Source organism: Shewanella sp. SM71, assembly GCF_025653905.1.
GTDB classification, from domain to species: Bacteria; Pseudomonadota; Gammaproteobacteria; order Enterobacterales; family Shewanellaceae; genus Shewanella; species Shewanella oncorhynchi.
Map to the genome: position 1 here is coordinate 162,567 of NZ_JAKKRW010000008.1, position 16,792 is coordinate 179,358.

Consider the following 16,792-nt stretch of genomic DNA (forward strand, 5'->3'; position numbering starts at 1 on the left):
TTTTTTCAAGTCCGCACAATCCTGCTAGAATCTCGCCTCCGCTCGCTAACAAGGCACTATTTTTCCATGAAAGACAGACACGGGCTGCTCACCGCGCCAATTGGTCGTGTACTGCTCAACATGAGCCTCCCCAACTTAATTGGCATTATGACCATTCTAGGTTTCAGCCTCGCTGACACTTTTTTTATCAGCCAATTGGGCACTGAAGCCTTAGCCGCCATCAGTTTTACCTTTCCGGTGACCTTAGTGATCTCTAGCATCGCCATTGGTATTGGCGCTGGAGTCTCGACCAATTTAGGTCGACTTATCGGTTCGGGTAATGCCCACAAGGCCAAAGTGTTCTTGCATGATGCCTTATTGCTCACCTTTGTCTTGATCGCCAGTTTAGCCGCTCTGGGTAGCATTTTTATTACGCCACTGTTTCGCTTACTCGGGGCAAACGATGACAGCTTGCCGCTGATCCACGACTATATGATTTACTGGTATGTCAGCGCACCGCTGCTGGTATTGTTGATGGTAGGCAATCAAGGTTTACGTTCCACTGGCGACACCCGCTCGCCGGCGATGATCATGGCGCTGGCGGCAATCATCAATCTTATCCTCGATCCGTTACTGATTTTTGGTATTGGGCCATTTCCACGTTTAGAAATCCAAGGCGCCGCAATTGCAACCCTGTTCGCTTGGTTGATTGCCTTATCTTTGTCGGGATATTTGTTGATTGTCAGGCGCAAAATGCTCGAATGGGTCGCCTTTGACATAGACAGAATGCGCGCGAACTGGAGCAAACTAGCCCATATAGCACAACCCGCCGCCTTGATGAATTTAATCAATCCACTAGCCAATGCCATTATTATGGCCATGTTGGCGCATATCGATCACAGCGCAGTGGCAGCCTTTGGTGCCGGTACTCGATTAGAGTCAGTGCTATTAATCGTAGTGATGGCACTGTCGTCGAGTTTAATGCCCTTTATTGCGCAAAATTTAGGGGCAGGACAGCCACACAGAGCGAAAGAAGCCCTGCTATTATCGATAAAATTTATCTTTATTTTCCAAACCTTACTCTATATCCCACTGATCTTTTTAGCCGAGCCTATCGCGCATTTATTCAGTACCGATCCGCAGGTTATCGAGTGGCTGAGTTTTTATATCTTAGTGCTGCCCTGTGCCTACGGACCTTTGGGTATAGTGATTATTGTCGCGACCTCCCTCAATGCCTACCACAGGCCTATGAGTTCATTAGTCATCAATCTGTGCCGCTTAGTACTGCTCATGCTGCCGCTAGCAGCCTTGGGATCGTATATAGGTGACGTTAAAGGCCTGCTGCTCGCGCTACCTGTGACCAATATTTTGATGGGAATTGCCTGTTACTGGCTGGCGCAGCGGATCTGTGAGCCCACAAAGATCACGACCGCAAACGCCATTAGCGAGGGGTAAACTAGCTTGATTTTTTAACGGGAAAGCGCAACACGTCGTCTGAAAACGCTCCCGTAGAGGCTTTGCAGGATCGACGTGGGCCTTGCTCGCTCATGTTGATCGGCACGCCATTTGGCACTAACTCTTGCATGATATAGTCGATAAAGCGTCGACAGGCTAAACTTACGTAACGTCTTGATGGATAAGCTAAGAAACACTCGCCTTGGTGGGGCTGGATTTCAGGTAACAAAGTCACTAACTCACCGCTTTGTACATATTCATCCACGACTTCAGCAGGCGCATACACTATGCCGCGTCCTTGCAATCCAAACTCAACCGCCACTTCAATACTGTTGGAGCAGAAATTACCTCTGACTCTCACCTCTTGTTCTGAACCGATAAATAACTCATTAAAGATTTTGCCGTTGGATAAACGGAACATAGACACATTATGTGCTTCAATCTCTTTCGGTGTTTTAGGTGTACCGTGTGCCGCTAAATATTGCGGACTCGCGTAAAAACGTAAGTCAGTAGTAAAAATCGGCCGCACCACTAAATCTAAGGTATCCAACGCAGGCTCGACCACAAAGGCCACATCGAGATTATGTTTCACCATATCAACGGATTCTGAACTGCTGATGACTTCTAAGGTGAGTTTAGGATGCATATCCATAAAGCGGAAAATGGCTTGCATCAAGATTTTCATGCTGTGGATGGGGAACATTTGAATACGCAAATGCCCGCTGATCTCAGCATCGTCATTGGTCATTTCGAATAGGGTTTCGTCGAGCTGAGCCAAAATATTCTGCGAGCGCTGGTAAAAATGGCTGCCCGCAGAAGTGAGCGTCATAGAGCGGCTCTGACGGTGGAACAATTTAATGTTCAGCTCATCTTCCAAGGCTTGCAAACGCCGACTCACAGTCGATTTAGGTAAGTTAAGTAAATCCGCCGCTTCAATCAAACTACCGGTTTCAGCAATTCGGTGGAATAACGCTAAGTCCTCTGTCTTCATTTTGACCTTAAGTTCAATCTCATTATGTGGGACTGATAATCCCAAAGTATCCCGTTTATTGCAACTAATTTAGCTGGTATCTTCGCGCCCAGAAATGCTGACAATTTGTTAACTAGGAAATCTCCACCATGAAATCATATCGACTCTTGCCGCTGACAATGCTGCTTCCAGCCCTGATCAGTGGTTGTTCGCCTGCGGAAAGTTCAGTGCAAGTGGCAACAATTCGTCCGGTTAAACTGTTTGAAGTACTCAATGTAGAAGACGGAGATTTCAGAACATTTCCAGCCCGCGTTGCCGCCAATAGTCGCGCAGAATTGTCGTTCCGCATTTCAGGACAATTAACAGAATTAGCATTAGTTGAAGGGCAAAGAGTCACTCAAGGTAGCTTACTCGCAAAACTTGATGACAGGGACGCCCACAATAATTTAATGACCCGCGAGGCGGAGCATGAACTGTTAGCCGCTGACTTTAAACGTAAAGTCGAGCTACTCAATCGCAAACTGATTTCACAATCTGAGTTTGATAGCACTCAAGCGCAACTCAAATCGGCCACCGCCGCCTTAGCCGCTGCACGCGATCAACTGAGTTACACCCATTTAACGGCACCTTTTAGCGGTACAGTCGCCAAACGTTTAGTGGATAACCACCAAATAGTGCAAGCAAATCAAGGGGTATTAACATTACAAAACAATAATTTGCTCGATATTAGCATTCAAGTTCCCGAGTCGATGGCGGCGGGTTTGAAGCAATATACCGATCAAGCTCATTTTACAGCTAAGGTGCGTTTTAGTGCCTTCCCCGAGCAAAGTTTCGATGCCAAATTTAAAGAATACTCGACTCAAGTCACGCCGGGCACCCAAGCCTATGAAGTGGTGTTTTCGTTACCTCAACCTCAAGATATTCAGTTACTTCCAGGAATGAGTGCCGAGTTGACCTTAGCCTTAGTCAAAGATCCTAGTGCCCTCGCGTCAACGGTAGTGCCAGTGACCGCTATCGATAAGCGCGACCAAGATGGCCAAGTGCAAGTGTGGATTTATCAAGCGCAATCGGGTGAAGTAAAACCGACGATGGTGACGCTAGGACGCGTGAGTAATCGAGGTGTTGAGATTTTAACGGGCGTTAACAAGGGCGATCTCATCGTCAGCGCTGGAGTGTCTCAATTATCCAATGGCATGAAAGTCAAACCACTACGCTGGCAGCGTGGGGTGTAATTGATGAACATTGCAGAGTATTCGATACGCCACAAAGTCATCAGTTGGATGTTTGTGTTGCTACTACTCGTGGGTGGTGGCGTCAGTTTTACTGGTTTGGGGCAACTAGAATTCCCCGAATTTACCATTAAAGAAGCTTTAGTGATCACGGCTTATCCCGGTGCATCGCCTGAGCAAGTTGAAGAAGAAGTGACATTACCGCTCGAAGATGCCCTGCAGCAACTCGACGCCATTAAGCATGTGACTTCAATTAATAGTGCGGGTTTATCACAAATCCAAATCGAGATTAAAGAAAGCTACGATAAAACCAGCCTGCCGCAGGTGTGGGATGAAGTGCGTCGTAAAGTCAATGATGCTGCGGGAAACTTGCCGCCGGGCACAGCAACGCCACAGGTGATGGACGACTTTGGCGATGTATATGGCATTTTATTTAACCTTTCGGGACCTGATTACAGCAACCGCGAGTTGAGCAATTACGCCGACTATCTGCGCCGCGAGCTAGTGCTAGTACCTGGAGTAAAAAAGGTTTCTGTTGCTGGCAACGTCACTGAGCAAGTCGTGATTGAATTCTCCCAGCAAAAGCTATCGGCACTAGGGTTAGATCAGAGCTATATCTATGGTTTAGTGAACAATCAAAACGTCGTCTCTAACGCGGGCAGCTTAGTGATTGGCGATAACCGTATCCGCATTCATCCCACGGGCGAATTTAGCAATGTGCAGGATCTCGCGCGTTTGATCGTCAGCCCTCCGGGTAGCTCTGAGCTGATTTACCTTGGCGACATTGCCAATATTGAAAGGGATTATGACGAAACCCCTAACGTGCTTTATCACAATAAAGGTGAAGCAGCATTATCGCTGGGGATTTCTTTCTCTAGCGGTGTGAATGTAGTCGAAATCGGGCAAAAGGTCAGTGACCGTTTAGCCGAGCTTGAATCACAACGCCCAATCGGCATGAATTTAGCGACGGTTTATAATCAAAGCCAGGCGGTAGATGAGACAGTTAACGGCTTCTTAATCAACCTAATGGAATCCATTGCCATAGTGATCGCCGTGCTTCTGCTGTTTATGGGATTGCGCTCAGGCCTGTTGATGGGCCTGATCTTACTGCTGACGATTCTAGGCACTTTTATCGTGATGAAAGTGCTCGGGATTGATCTACAGCTCATCTCCCTCGGCGCACTCATTATTGCCCTTGGTATGTTGGTCGATAACGCCATTGTCGTTACTGAAGGCATTTTAATTGGTATCCGTCGCGGTAAGACCCGTTTAGAAGCGGCCAAACAGATAGTGTCCCAAACCCAGTGGCCGCTATTGGGCGCGACTGTGATTGCCATTATTGCCTTTGCCCCCATTGGCTTATCGCAAAATGCCGCCGGTGAGTTCTGCCGTTCTTTATTCCAAGTGTTGATGATTTCACTGTTTATCAGCTGGATCACGGCCATCACACTCACGCCGTTTTTCTGTCATCTGTTATTTAAAGATGCGCCGAGCGATGAAGAAGCCCAAGACCCCTACAAGGGCTGGTTCTTCAGCTTATATCGCACAAGCTTAATTGTGGCACTGCGCTTTAGGCTGGTGAGCGTACTGCTGGTTATCGCTATGCTTTTCAGCGCAGTAGTGGGCTTTGGTCATATCAAGAATGTGTTTTTTCCTGCTTCTAACACGCCGATTTTCTTTGTGGATATCTGGATGCCAGAGGGGACTGACATCAAGGCGACCGAGCGTTTTACCGCTGATATCGAAAAGTTAATGCTTGCGCTGGACGAGCAAAAAGACGTTGGGCTAAAACACTTAACAACCGTTATTGGCCAAGGTTCGCAGCGCTTCGTACTGCCCTATCAGCCAGAAAAAGGCTATCCCGCCTTTGCGCAGTTGATAGTAGAAATGCATGATCTCGCCGCCGTTAAAGCCTATATGCCAGAATTAGAAACCTTGTTAAATCAACGTTTCCCACAGGCACAATATCGTTTAAAAAACATGGAGAACGGCCCTTCGCCCGCCGCCAAAATTGAGGCTCGCTTTTACGGTGATAACCCAGAAGTGCTGCGCGCTTTAGGTGCCCAAGCCGAGGCCATTTTCCACGCCGAACCGAGCATGGATGGCATACGTCACAACTGGCGTAATCAAGTGCCGTTGATCCGTCCGCAACTGGAAAATGCCCAAGCGCGCGAAACAGGGATCAGTAAGCAAGACCTCGACAATGCCCTATTGGTTAACTTTAGCGGTAAGCAAATAGGTTTATACCGAGAAACCAGCCACTTGTTGCCCATCGTTGCCAGAGCGCCCGCCGAAGAACGTTTGCAGGCCGACAGCCTATGGAAGCTGCAAATTTGGAGCAGCGAACACAATACCTTTGTGCCCGCCACCCAAGTAGTCAGTAGCTTCAACACTGAGTGGGAAAATCCGCTGGTGATGCGCCGCGATCGCATGCGCATGCTCGCAGTAATGGCCGATCCTAAGCTTGGTAGCAATGAAACCGCCGATTCTGTACTGCGCAAAATCAAAGACCAAGTCGAAGCGATCAGCTTGCCCGCGGGTTACCGCTTGGAATGGGGCGGTGAATTTGAAACCGCAGGTGAAGCACAAGCGTCGGTATTTAGCTCAATTCCCTTAGGTTATCTGGCGATGTTTTTGATTACCGTATTCTTGTTCAACTCAGTGCGTCAGCCCTTAGTGATCTGGTTTACTGTGCCACTGGCATTGATTGGGGTTTCAGCGGGACTCTTGTTGTTCGATGCGCCCTTCAGCTTTATGGCACTACTCGGATTACTGAGTTTGTCGGGCATGGTGATTAAAAACGGTATTGTCTTGGTCGATCAGATCAACCTCGAGCTCAGTGAAGGTAAACCAGCCTATTTTGCCTTAATCGACTCCTGTGTCAGCCGTGTTCGTCCAGTGATGATGGCCGCGATAACCACTATGCTCGGGATGATACCGCTGATCCCCGACGCGTTTTTCGGTTCTATGGCGATTACAATTATTTTCGGTCTAGGCTTCGCTTCTCTGCTGACGCTCATCGTACTGCCAGTGATGTACAGCCTAGTATTCAATATCAAAGCGACGGCAACAGGAGGTCAATCACCCAGCTAACCTGCTCCGCATTTTATCCAAAAACGCTTCCCGGCGCGGCCGGTCAGTCATTCGTGGCTGGCTGGCCATTTCATTTTTGATCTATTACGGTTTGAGGGACAATTTAAACAAGCACATCCATTAGATAAACAAGTTTGGCAAACTGAGATTGGTCTTTAATTACGATAACTAATATGACTGATAAATAAATATATTAATTAAAAAACATGAACTATCAGTTCCATATTTTCACCGCTAATACGGGACAATTACCTGTTACACACATTTACACGAGTAAATAGCAGCGGTATATTTAGTGCTGATTATTCATTTACAATGCCATCTGAAATACCACTACCTATAACTAACAACATAAACAATGTTATTGCTTTGTTAGCATAATAATTTATGTTTGAGAAACATCATGAAATTACGCTTTGATAGCGTCCAGACAATGAGTAAACAGACAATATTACTCGCAGTTATTAGCACTTTACTAATACTCACTACAATCCCGTTTATCTGTAGGTCATTCTGGCTCGCACTTGTATTATTATGGTATGTTTTTTGTAGCTTTTAATTCTAAAGTCAATTAGAAAGCTGTCGAATCAAAAACTTTATTGCTTCAAATAGAAAATTTTCAGTCATTTATACATAACATCAGCCTTACTACAAAACATTGCTTTTAATAGAGATTAGCTAAAAAAGAGTTTTCGATGAAATATGCAAAGAAAATTTTATTTGTGACTATTAGAGCACATCTAATTTATACGGTAATATTTTTACCGAGTACTTTCGCAGAAAATATCAATTATAGTCATTATGGGCCACTTCGTGTGCATGCCCAATCACCTACACATGCGGGTAGCTTAACGCCTCTACTTCGTTCAGGATTTGCACTGCCTGAAGGGAAAAAAGAGATATACGGATCTGCAACAGTAGCAAGTGTATGGGCTGAAACTGACGATTACTATGCTGACTATTATCATAATTCTCTTAATGGTGGAATAAAGTGGCAACTCACTGAAAAATTGATGTTTGATACTAATTATAAGTGGAGTTTTAGTGGGGATAACCATCTTGACTCGGTCACTATCTGGTTTCATGATGCATTTGGTGTGGGTCAAAATGGCCGCGACAATACAATCAAAGACAAAAACCAAATATTTTCAAAGAATGGTATAAATCAACCTGATCTTTCTGGCGATACGCTAACGAATGCCCTAAATTTCTATTTAGAATATCAATTGCTTAGTGAGGATAATTATGGTCTATCAATTGGTGGCAGCTTATATTACAACCATGTTAATTCTGGCCCATTTGTAGATAACCGTTTTGAACAAGCATTACAGCTGAATTATAGCTATACATCTGGAATGCATCATTTTTACTCCACAACAGGTATAAGTTTTAGACAAAATGATGAAAGTCTATCTGGAATAGACTATAAAGACCATGCTGTAATGTTATCTTTAGGTTATGAGTATTTAATGGGACGCCATGGTTGGCTTATTGAATTACATCACTATGAAGGTTTACTCAAAACAGATAATGACTTTTCAAAACCTTCTCACGAAGTATTTCTAGGCTATAGGTATTATCTGAATAACAGTGCAATTGAATTCACTATCGTCGAAAACCTACTCAACATGGACAACAGCACTGATATTGCTTTTTCTCTTGGATACAGAGTCATGATTTAATAATACCTAACTTTATCGCTTGGATGCGAAAAAAAAGCTTTTCTCTAATATCATGTTAACTCTTATACCTGAGTGGGCGGGTAATTAGTATTGGAGTTTTTTAAGAGTGAAATGGCTATTACGGTGGAGGTGAACCAGCGGCACAGGTCAGATTGATTCAGTGGGCCACTGGTATCTAAGGGATATTAGGGGCGAATAAACGCGATAATCAAATGAGTTAATCCAATAAAAAACTAACGCAAAAAGCGACTAAGACAATACGAGACTCATACTAAGACTAAGACTAAGGCTTAGGATCTTTATCCTGTTCTTTGTCCTGCGCTTTATCAGAGAGTTGATGGCTAGCGGGTTTGATATCACTTGGATCGACTTTATGTTCAAAGTCTCCCTCAAACACATTACCGTCCTTTTTCACACTATCATCAAATGGTGCTTGGCCAAATGGGTCCTGTGGCTTAGGCCCAAAGGGACCTTGGCCTGCTTGAAAGCCACCGTGCATTGTGCCCTGTAAACCGGCAACAACCCGTAACTGCATACGTTTGAACAGCAAGGCAGCAATGGGACGACGGGTTAATGGCGTCAAGAATAATAGGCCAATGGCATCGGTTACAAAACCGGGGATCACGAGCAAGATGCCCGCCATAGCTAACATCATACCTTCAACGATTTCTTGCCCCGGTGCTTCACCACGGGCGAGTTTTTGTTGTACTTGCATTAAGGTGTTTAAGCCTTGGCTGCGAACCAGAGAGACCCCGAGCACGGCGGTAAACAGCACTAAACCTATGGTAGTCCAAGTGCCAAGCACTTCACCCACACGGATCAGCACCGACAGCTCTATTACTGGGATCAGCACAAAGAGTAAAAATATAATGAAAAACATACCGACCTCAGGTTTATCTGACTATCTCTGTAAACTAAATGGGGGTTATCCGGTCTTAATTCAAGTCAGGATAACCATTAGGACCAAGTAAGGGAGCAAAACACTGATATTTAGCTCACCCTTTTGTTAACCCGCTAATGTATGAGACCATTAAAACACGTAAAGTAGCCTAACGAAGTTGGCTTAAGCGAACTTTAAGATTCTTAAGAGACGATACCTAACACTATGCAGCATCAGTATTTAGTGGTTAGCACTACCTGCCCCGATGAAGTACAAGCCAATACTTTGGCCCGAGCTTTAATTGAGTCGCGTATTGCCGCTTGTGTTCAGATTTCCGCCCCGATACGTTCAATTTATGCTTGGGAAGGAAAAATCTGTGAAGAGCAAGAATTTAGCTTACAGATTAAATGTTTACAAAGTCGATATACAGAGTTAGAACAACTTGTGCTTAGGCTTCACCCTTATCAAGTACCCGAAATTATTGCCGTGCCTGTGACCCACGGGCTACCAGCCTACTTAGATTGGATAAAAGACAACACTCAGCCATGAAAAAACTACTCAGCCTTATTTTCACTTCTTTATTGCTTCTTGCGCCCTTAGCTCATAGTGAAGGGGTTTTCGGTAACAAATTCGACTTCATGAAGGGTGAGCCTGAATTGATGCCTGTCGATCAAGCATTTGTCTTCGATTCCAAGCAAGAAGGTAATCAGGTCAAACTCAATTGGGTGATTGCCGACGGTTACTATATGTACCGCGACAAGCTTAAATTTAGCGTCAATGGTGCCGAGTTAGGCACGGTCGCTCTACCAAAGGGAAAGCCCCATGAAGATGAGTATTTTGGTAAGCAAGAAGTCTATTATACCTATGTCGATATTCCCGTTGGTTTAAAACAGGCCGATGAAAATGCCACGCTCACAGTGACCTTTATGGGTTGTGCCGAAGGTAAATTGTGTTATCCACCGACCAAGCATGAAGTCGTTTTAAAGGCGATTGCAGCCAACGATGGATTAATTGCAGGCGCCGAATCAACCACGACGACTGAGCAAACCAGCACTGAGCCAAGCACTGCCGATAAAACCAATACGCAACCCATTACTCAGCAAGATACCCTGAGCCAAATGCTGTCGAACGACAGCTTAATTTGGACTTTAGTGATCTTCTTTGGTCTAGGTGTCGGTCTGGCATTAACGCCCTGCGTATTCCCTATGTATCCGATTTTGTCGGGTATTATTGTCGGCCAAGGGCAAAAGCTCTCAACCGCAAAAGCCTTTACCTTGTCCATGGCTTACGTCCAAGGCATGGCAATCACTTACTCTATCTTAGGGTTAGTGGTCGCATCGGCGGGACTAAAATACCAAGCGGCATTACAACATCCTGCCGTATTAGTCGTACTCGCGATTTTGTTCTTTGTGCTCAGCTTATCTATGTTTGGCCTATACGATTTGAAACTGCCATCGAGCTGGCAGGAGAAGATGAACTCAGTCTCGAATAATCAAAAAGGCGGCAACTTAGTTGGCGTGTTCTTGATGGGCGTGATTTCTGGCCTTGTCGCATCACCTTGTACTACCGCGCCGCTGTCGGGTGCACTCGTTTATGTGGCCCAAACCGGCGACCTACTCCAAGGTTTCTTAGCCCTGTATGTACTCAGTATGGGTATGGGATTACCTCTACTGATTATCGGCACCTCAGGCGGTAAATTATTACCGAGAGCCGGCGCTTGGATGGACATCATCAAGACTATCTTCGGCTTCCTGCTGATCGCTGTATCTATCGTGATGCTTGGCCGTATTTGGACAGGAGTAGTATCCGATGTGCTTTGGTCACTGTGGGGCGTAAGCTTCACCGGCTACTTGATGCATCAGAACAAACTCAGTGAATTTAACTGGAAACAAACTGTACGTTCAGTCCTATTAACGCTGGCGCTACTGGCGAGCTTCTCCTACGGATTCCAAGCTGTGATGGGACACTTTGGTTTTAATAACAATTCCGTAGGCACTGCGGCGACGACCGAAGAAGTCCATGGCTTTAAACGGATTAAATCGATTGAAGATCTTGAGCAAGAAATTGCAGCCGCTACCGCCCAAGGTAAGCCTGTGATGCTCGATCTGTACGCCGATTGGTGTGTTGCCTGTAAAGAGTTCGAAGCCATCACCTTTAAAGATGCCAACGTGTTAGCCCGCATGAATAAAATCGTGCTGCTACAAGCGGATGTGACTAAAAGTGACAAGGTCGATGTGGCCTTACTCGAAAAATACAATGTGCTCGGTTTGCCTACGCTGTTGATGTTTAATGAACAAGGTGAGCAAAGGGAAGATTTACGCGTGACTGGTTTTATGGGCCCCAAAGATTTTGCCACCCATTTAGATCATCTCGTGAAATAGTAACGATTTAGGCTTAGACCAGCGGAGTGATTTAGTTCACGCGAGTTTTAACAGCCAAGTGTATTTACCGCAACACCAATAAAAAGCGGACTTTTTTCATTAAAAGTCCGCTTTTTTATCCAAGTGTCATAGATTTCTTATACAATCACTTACAATTTTAGACTTTTTAGATTGGAGCATCATGGAACCAGGCATCCTCATTATTACACTCATCTGCGGCATGCTCGTCAGCCGTATAGGACTCCCTCCGCTCATCGGCTACTTAGTGGCAGGCTTTGTACTGTTCATCTTAGGAATAGATAAAGAAAGCCTGCCATTACTGCAAGAACTCGCCAGCCTAGGCGTCACTTTACTGTTGTTCGCCATAGGGTTAAAACTCGATATTCGTAGCCTGTTCAAGGCCGAAGTATGGGCGGGTTCGAGTGTGCACTTAGTGCTCTCGATCGTGATTTTTGTGCCGATTCTGAAACTCTTCGGCTTACTGGGCTTAAGCCAACTCACGAGTCTGAACCTAGAACAACTGACGTTAATTGCCTTCGCATTAAGCTTCTCCAGCACCGTATTTGTGGTCAAAGTGTTAGAAGATAAAGGCGACGTGCAATCCCTCTACGGCCGGGTCGCTATTGGTATCTTGATTATGCAGGATATCTTCGCCGTACTGTTTTTAACCATTTCTAAAGGCGATGTACCTTCGGTATGGGCCTTTGCATTACTCTTACTGCCACTGGCTAAACCGCTCATCTATAAAGCGTTCGACCGTGTCGGCCACGGTGAACTCTTAGTCCTTTTCGGCCTAGTTATGGCACTCGTGGTTGGCGCTTGGTTATTTGAATCTGTTGGTTTAAAACCCGATCTCGGCGCACTGATTATCGGTATCTTGTTGGCGGGCCACAAAAAGTCCTCCGAGCTGGCAAAATCCCTGTTCTATTTTAAAGAACTCTTCCTCGTTGCCTTCTTCTTAACCATAGGACTCAATGGCTTACCTACGGTATCGGATATCGTCCTCGCGGCGCTATTGGTGTTGTTAGTGCCACTCAAAATTCTGCTGTTTGTTTACATTCTTACCCGCTTTAAGCTGCGTTCGCGTACTTCTATGTTGGGCTCATTTAACCTAGGTAACTTCAGTGAATTCGGTTTGATCGTCGCCGCAGTAGCCACCTATAAAGGTTGGTTACCTCCTGAGTGGCTAGTGATCATCGCCGTGGCATTAAGCTTTAGTTTTTTACTCGCCGCGCCACTTAACGCCACCGTCGGTAATATCTACCAGCGATTCCAGCAGCGTTTAATCAAGCTAGAAAAACGCCCGTTACACCCAGAAGATAGACCCATCGCCATTGGCAATCCACGCTTTTTAATCTTAGGCATGGGCCGTATTGGTAGCGGTGCCTATGATGAACTCAGGGAACAATTTGATGGGGAAATTCTCGGTATTGAACACAAGCAAGACTTAGTCGACTTACATAAAACAAAGGGTCGCAATGTAGTGCAAGGTGACGCATCAGATACCGACTTTTGGGAAAAACTCGACAGAGCACCTAATCTTGAACTGGTACTGCTAGCCATGCCGCACCACGCGGGAAATATGTTTGCAGTTGAGCAACTCAAAAAACTGAATTATCAAGGCAAAATCAGTGCAATTGTGCAGTACAGTGATGATGCCGCGGCGCTTCGAGAATCGGGGGTACACAGTGTGTACAACCTGTACGAAGCCGCAGGTGCCGGTTTTGTGGATCATGTGATTTACGAGCTATTGCAAAACTCGGAGAAAAACACAGTTCAAGCGGAAGATACTGTACAAGTGCCTGATCCTAAACTTAATGCGGAGCCACGTAGTTAAGTGCCTGCTAATGCTGCATTAAATTAAAATCACGCCATAACAGGTCGCACAAACGAGCAGTAACATCCTCTGCTAGTTTGTGCGGCATCCAACTAAATGCTGACTAATCTTTACAAATCAATTAACTAGATAAAACACTCAATACGCTATTTTGCCTCCTCATCCCAGTATCAATTTACTCATTGCAGCCTATTGCCATTTCAGCAAAAAATCTCAGTTACATCACTGACTCAGTCGTGATATAAATCGATGACGGTAACGAAATTAGCTCAGCTTTTTTGGAATTTTTTACAGCATGTCAAACCCTGCGCAACGCGCCACTAAGTTATTTGTCCAAACCTTTGGCACTAAAGCCGATGATTTATATCAAGCCCCAGGGCGCGTCAATCTGATCGGTGAATACACGGATTACAACGACGGTTTTGTACTCCCGGCAGCCATTAATTTTCATACAGTGATTGCAGTAAAACGCCGTGACGATACTAAGTTTCGAGCCGTCGCCGATGCGTTTCCCGGACAAATTAAAGAGTGGGTTTTCGGCCAAGAAAACGACATGGACCCGCAAGATGGCTGGGTGAATTACCTCAAAGGTTTTACTGCAGCTATGGCGCAAACTGGCTTATTAGCCAAGGGCTTAGACTTAGCCATTGTGGGCGATGTGCCACTTGCTGCAGGTCTTTCATCTTCGGGCGCACTCGTTGTCGCCTTCGGTACAGCCATTAGTGATACCAGCCAACTGCATTTATCCCCAATGGCAGTGGCGCAACTCGCACAGCGCGGCGAACACAGGTATGTTGAGTCGGCCTGTGGCATCATGGATCAAATGTGCAGCGCCATGGGTGAGCAAGACCATGCACTCCTGATTGACTGCTTAGATCTCGATAGCGAAGCCATTCCCATTCCAGAAAACCTAAGCCTTATTATCATAGATGCCCATATCGAGAAACAACGCTTAGCCGCGACCAATGAGCAACGTCGCACTGAGTGTGCACAAGCGGCAGAGTACTTTGGCTTAGATGCACTGCGTCACCTCGATTTACGCCAGCTAGAAAGTGCAAAGGCCGATTTAGATGAAGTGCTATACCGCCGAGCGAAACACGTCGTCACTGAGAACCAAAGAACTCAAAATGCTGCCCGCGCCCTAGAGCAAAATAACATCCAAAAATTCAGTCGTTTAATGGCAGAATCCCATGCTTCTCTGCGTGATGATTTTGAAGTCACACTGCCCGAATTTGATACTTTAGTTGAAATTGTTAGCCAAGTGATCGGCGAACGTGGTGGCATCCGCATGACCGACGGCTGCGTGGTCGCCTTAGTCGACCATGAACTGACGGACGCTGTTGTTGCCGCCGTTGAACATGAATTCTTCGAAAAAACCGCCATCGATGCCACAGTGTATTTATGTTCCGCCAGCGCTGGCGCGGGTCGCATCGATAACTAGCCAGAACAAGCAATTGGCTAGAACAAGCACTTAGCCGCACTTAAATCAAAGACAACCAAATTGAGTGACTACGCCGTCGATAGCATACGAATTCATCGCTGAACTTTATGCTGTTGATGGCAAATAATAGGGTTAACATACTCATTTAACACAATAAGCAGTGAGCATATTCAACACAGAGGGAAGCTAAATGGTACGTTTCAGTGTTTTGGATCCTTGGACCGATCCCCGCGGCGGTGAAATCGAACGGGTTCGGATCGACAATGGCATACTCGCATTAGAAGTCATCAGCTTAGGCGGTATTATCCGCGCTCTGTGGACTCCTGATAAACACGGCGAACGTGCCAATATCGTCTTAGGTTGTGATAGCGCCGAAGATTACTTGACCCAATCGGCTCATTTAGGTGCCATTGCAGGCCGCTTTGCAAATCGCATCGCTAACGGCAAAATGCACTATCAAGGTCATGATTATCAATTAGATGTAAACCAAGCGACTAACTGTTTGCACGGCGGCCGTGAGGGTTTTAATCGTAAAAACTGGCAACTAGGTCAACTCCCCGATGGTGTGCGTTTGACCTTAATGAGCCCAGATGGCGACATGGGTTTCCCCGGTAATTGCACAGTTCAGCTGGATTACCGCCTCGCAGGCAATAATTTGTACGTAGAAATCTTAGCCTCCGTCGATAAAGCCTGTCCCGTAAGCCTCACCCAACACAGTTATTTCAACCTCGATGGCACAGAGACCAATCATAAGCATCTGATGCAAATCGATGCCAAGCGCTATCTGACCATGAACGATGTCAGTGTTCCCACTGGGATTGCCGATACAACTGGGTCGATTTTCGATTTAAGTCAACCAATACGCTTAGGTGATAAGCTGCATGCCGCTGAACTCGCAAGCACTCGCGGTTATGATCACTGTTATATGATGAATAATCCCGATGGCTCACTCGCCCGTTTTGGCTGTTTAAGCAGTCCCATCAGCGGTCGCGCTATGACGGTTTATACTAATCAACCGAGTGTGCAGCTGTACTGTGCTAATTTTTTAAATGGCACTGTAGGTCGCAATCAACAGGTATTAAATCAACATCATGCTGTGTGTTTAGAGCCGCAAATGCTGCCAGACTCACCGAACCAAGGCGAGCGCTTTGGTGATAACGTTTGGTTAATGCCAGGCAAGGTTTATCACCACATCAGTCGTTATCAGTTCGATGCCGATGCGTAGCCATTCGCAATAAAAATTGAGAAAACGAGGAAAGCGCGGTTTAGCAGAAGGGAATAAATAAAGCGATAAGGAATAAAATAAACACTACTTTATTCCTTACACTCACAGTGTTAGCCCTTAGGCCGACACTGTGTTAATCATCAAAATCATCGCCCCAATCATCGTCAAAATCCACGCCAACGGCATCAGATTCGACTTCTGGTTCAACTTCAGGCTTCGCCTTACGTACAGGCGCACTTTCCTTCACGTTGTTCAAGTCAATGCGAGCTTGATGTTTACTCATAAATTGAGATCTTGCCGCCTTCCATGCACCACCAAACTTAGCCTCAGCAGCTTTTAACGCAGCCTCATCTAAGTCGTATAGGTTCACTTTGACTATATCTTCCACATACTCAATGATCGCATCGCGATCGGTATTGTATAGGTAGATACGTCCTGGGGAGGCATCGGGCAGCTGGTTGTCATGGACGACAATCGCGTTGCCTTTCGATGTTCTCAGCTCACCATACCAAACCTGTTTCTTTGCTGTGTTATACATATATGCTAATACCCTTAAATCAACACATACACCATGAGTTTTTTAGCCTGAATAAGCGAAGCATCGCTTGCTTTGATCCACG

At 45.7% G+C, this 16,792-nt stretch carries 12 protein-coding genes; 9 read left to right on the forward strand and 3 right to left on the reverse strand.

Going from position 1 to position 16,792, the window contains the following annotated elements; all coding sequences use genetic code 11:
* Window positions 1-66: 66 nt before the first annotated feature.
* The gene (locus tag L5L97_RS10285; protein ID WP_263181792.1) at window positions 67-1,434 is read left to right on the forward strand and encodes an MATE family efflux transporter; all 1,368 of its coding nucleotides are present in this window, start codon (window positions 67-69) and stop codon (window positions 1,432-1,434) included.
* A 1-nt stretch (window position 1,435) separates the two neighbouring features.
* Here the strand turns inward: L5L97_RS10285 and L5L97_RS10290 are convergent, their stop codons facing one another.
* Window positions 1,436-2,425, reverse strand: a complete 990-nt coding sequence (locus L5L97_RS10290) for a LysR family transcriptional regulator (RefSeq protein ID WP_113940006.1) — start codon at window positions 2,423-2,425, stop codon at window positions 1,436-1,438.
* Between the two features lie 128 nt (window positions 2,426-2,553).
* On the opposite strand from L5L97_RS10290, the gene L5L97_RS10295 reads away from it, so the two are divergent.
* From L5L97_RS10295 to L5L97_RS10305, 3 genes are all read left to right on the forward strand, one after another.
* Window positions 2,554-3,636, forward strand: coding sequence for an efflux RND transporter periplasmic adaptor subunit (locus tag L5L97_RS10295; RefSeq protein WP_263181793.1), 1,083 nt, complete (start codon window positions 2,554-2,556; stop codon window positions 3,634-3,636).
* 3 nt (window positions 3,637-3,639) lie between these two features.
* Window positions 3,640-6,726: an efflux RND transporter permease subunit gene (locus L5L97_RS10300; RefSeq protein WP_263181794.1), complete on the forward strand. Its 3,087-nt coding sequence runs from the start codon at window positions 3,640-3,642 to the stop codon at window positions 6,724-6,726.
* Between the two features lie 695 nt (window positions 6,727-7,421).
* Window positions 7,422-8,408 carry a DUF3187 family protein gene (locus L5L97_RS10305; RefSeq protein ID WP_263181795.1) on the forward strand — a complete coding sequence of 329 codons (987 nt, stop codon included), beginning with the start codon at window positions 7,422-7,424 and terminating at the stop codon, window positions 8,406-8,408.
* A gap of 283 nt (window positions 8,409-8,691) precedes the next feature.
* Here the strand turns inward: L5L97_RS10305 and L5L97_RS10310 are convergent, their stop codons facing one another.
* Window positions 8,692-9,288 (reverse strand): FxsA family protein, encoded by a 597-nt coding sequence (locus tag L5L97_RS10310; RefSeq protein ID WP_105251362.1) that lies wholly within the window; start codon window positions 9,286-9,288, stop codon window positions 8,692-8,694.
* A 225-nt stretch (window positions 9,289-9,513) separates the two neighbouring features.
* Here L5L97_RS10310 and cutA point away from each other — a divergent pair, with 225 nt between their 5' ends.
* The 5 genes from cutA to L5L97_RS10335 all read left to right on the forward strand — a co-directional run bounded on the left by cutA (window position 9,514) and on the right by L5L97_RS10335 (window position 16,172).
* Window positions 9,514-9,837, forward strand: coding sequence for a divalent-cation tolerance protein CutA (cutA, locus tag L5L97_RS10315; RefSeq protein ID WP_113940010.1), 324 nt, complete (start codon window positions 9,514-9,516; stop codon window positions 9,835-9,837).
* Window positions 9,834-11,669 carry a protein-disulfide reductase DsbD gene (locus L5L97_RS10320; RefSeq protein ID WP_263142059.1) on the forward strand — a complete coding sequence of 612 codons (1,836 nt, stop codon included), beginning with the start codon at window positions 9,834-9,836 and terminating at the stop codon, window positions 11,667-11,669. Before cutA ends, L5L97_RS10320 begins: the two co-directional genes overlap by 4 nt.
* A 181-nt stretch (window positions 11,670-11,850) precedes the next feature.
* Window positions 11,851-13,506, forward strand: a complete 1,656-nt coding sequence (locus L5L97_RS10325) for a cation:proton antiporter family protein (RefSeq protein WP_263181796.1) — start codon at window positions 11,851-11,853, stop codon at window positions 13,504-13,506.
* Between the two features lie 295 nt (window positions 13,507-13,801).
* A complete protein-coding gene (gene galK, locus L5L97_RS10330) occupies window positions 13,802-14,947 on the forward strand; it encodes a galactokinase (RefSeq protein ID WP_028761840.1) in 1,146 nt (381 codons plus the stop codon).
* 190 nt (window positions 14,948-15,137) lie between these two features.
* The gene (locus L5L97_RS10335) at window positions 15,138-16,172 is read left to right on the forward strand and encodes an aldose epimerase family protein (protein WP_263181797.1); all 1,035 of its coding nucleotides are present in this window, start codon (window positions 15,138-15,140) and stop codon (window positions 16,170-16,172) included.
* A 133-nt stretch (window positions 16,173-16,305) separates the two neighbouring features.
* Here L5L97_RS10335 and L5L97_RS10340 read toward each other — a convergent pair whose 3' ends face one another.
* Window positions 16,306-16,710, reverse strand: a complete 405-nt coding sequence (locus tag L5L97_RS10340; RefSeq protein ID WP_263181798.1) for a hypothetical protein — start codon at window positions 16,708-16,710, stop codon at window positions 16,306-16,308.
* Window positions 16,711-16,792 lie beyond the last annotated feature (82 nt).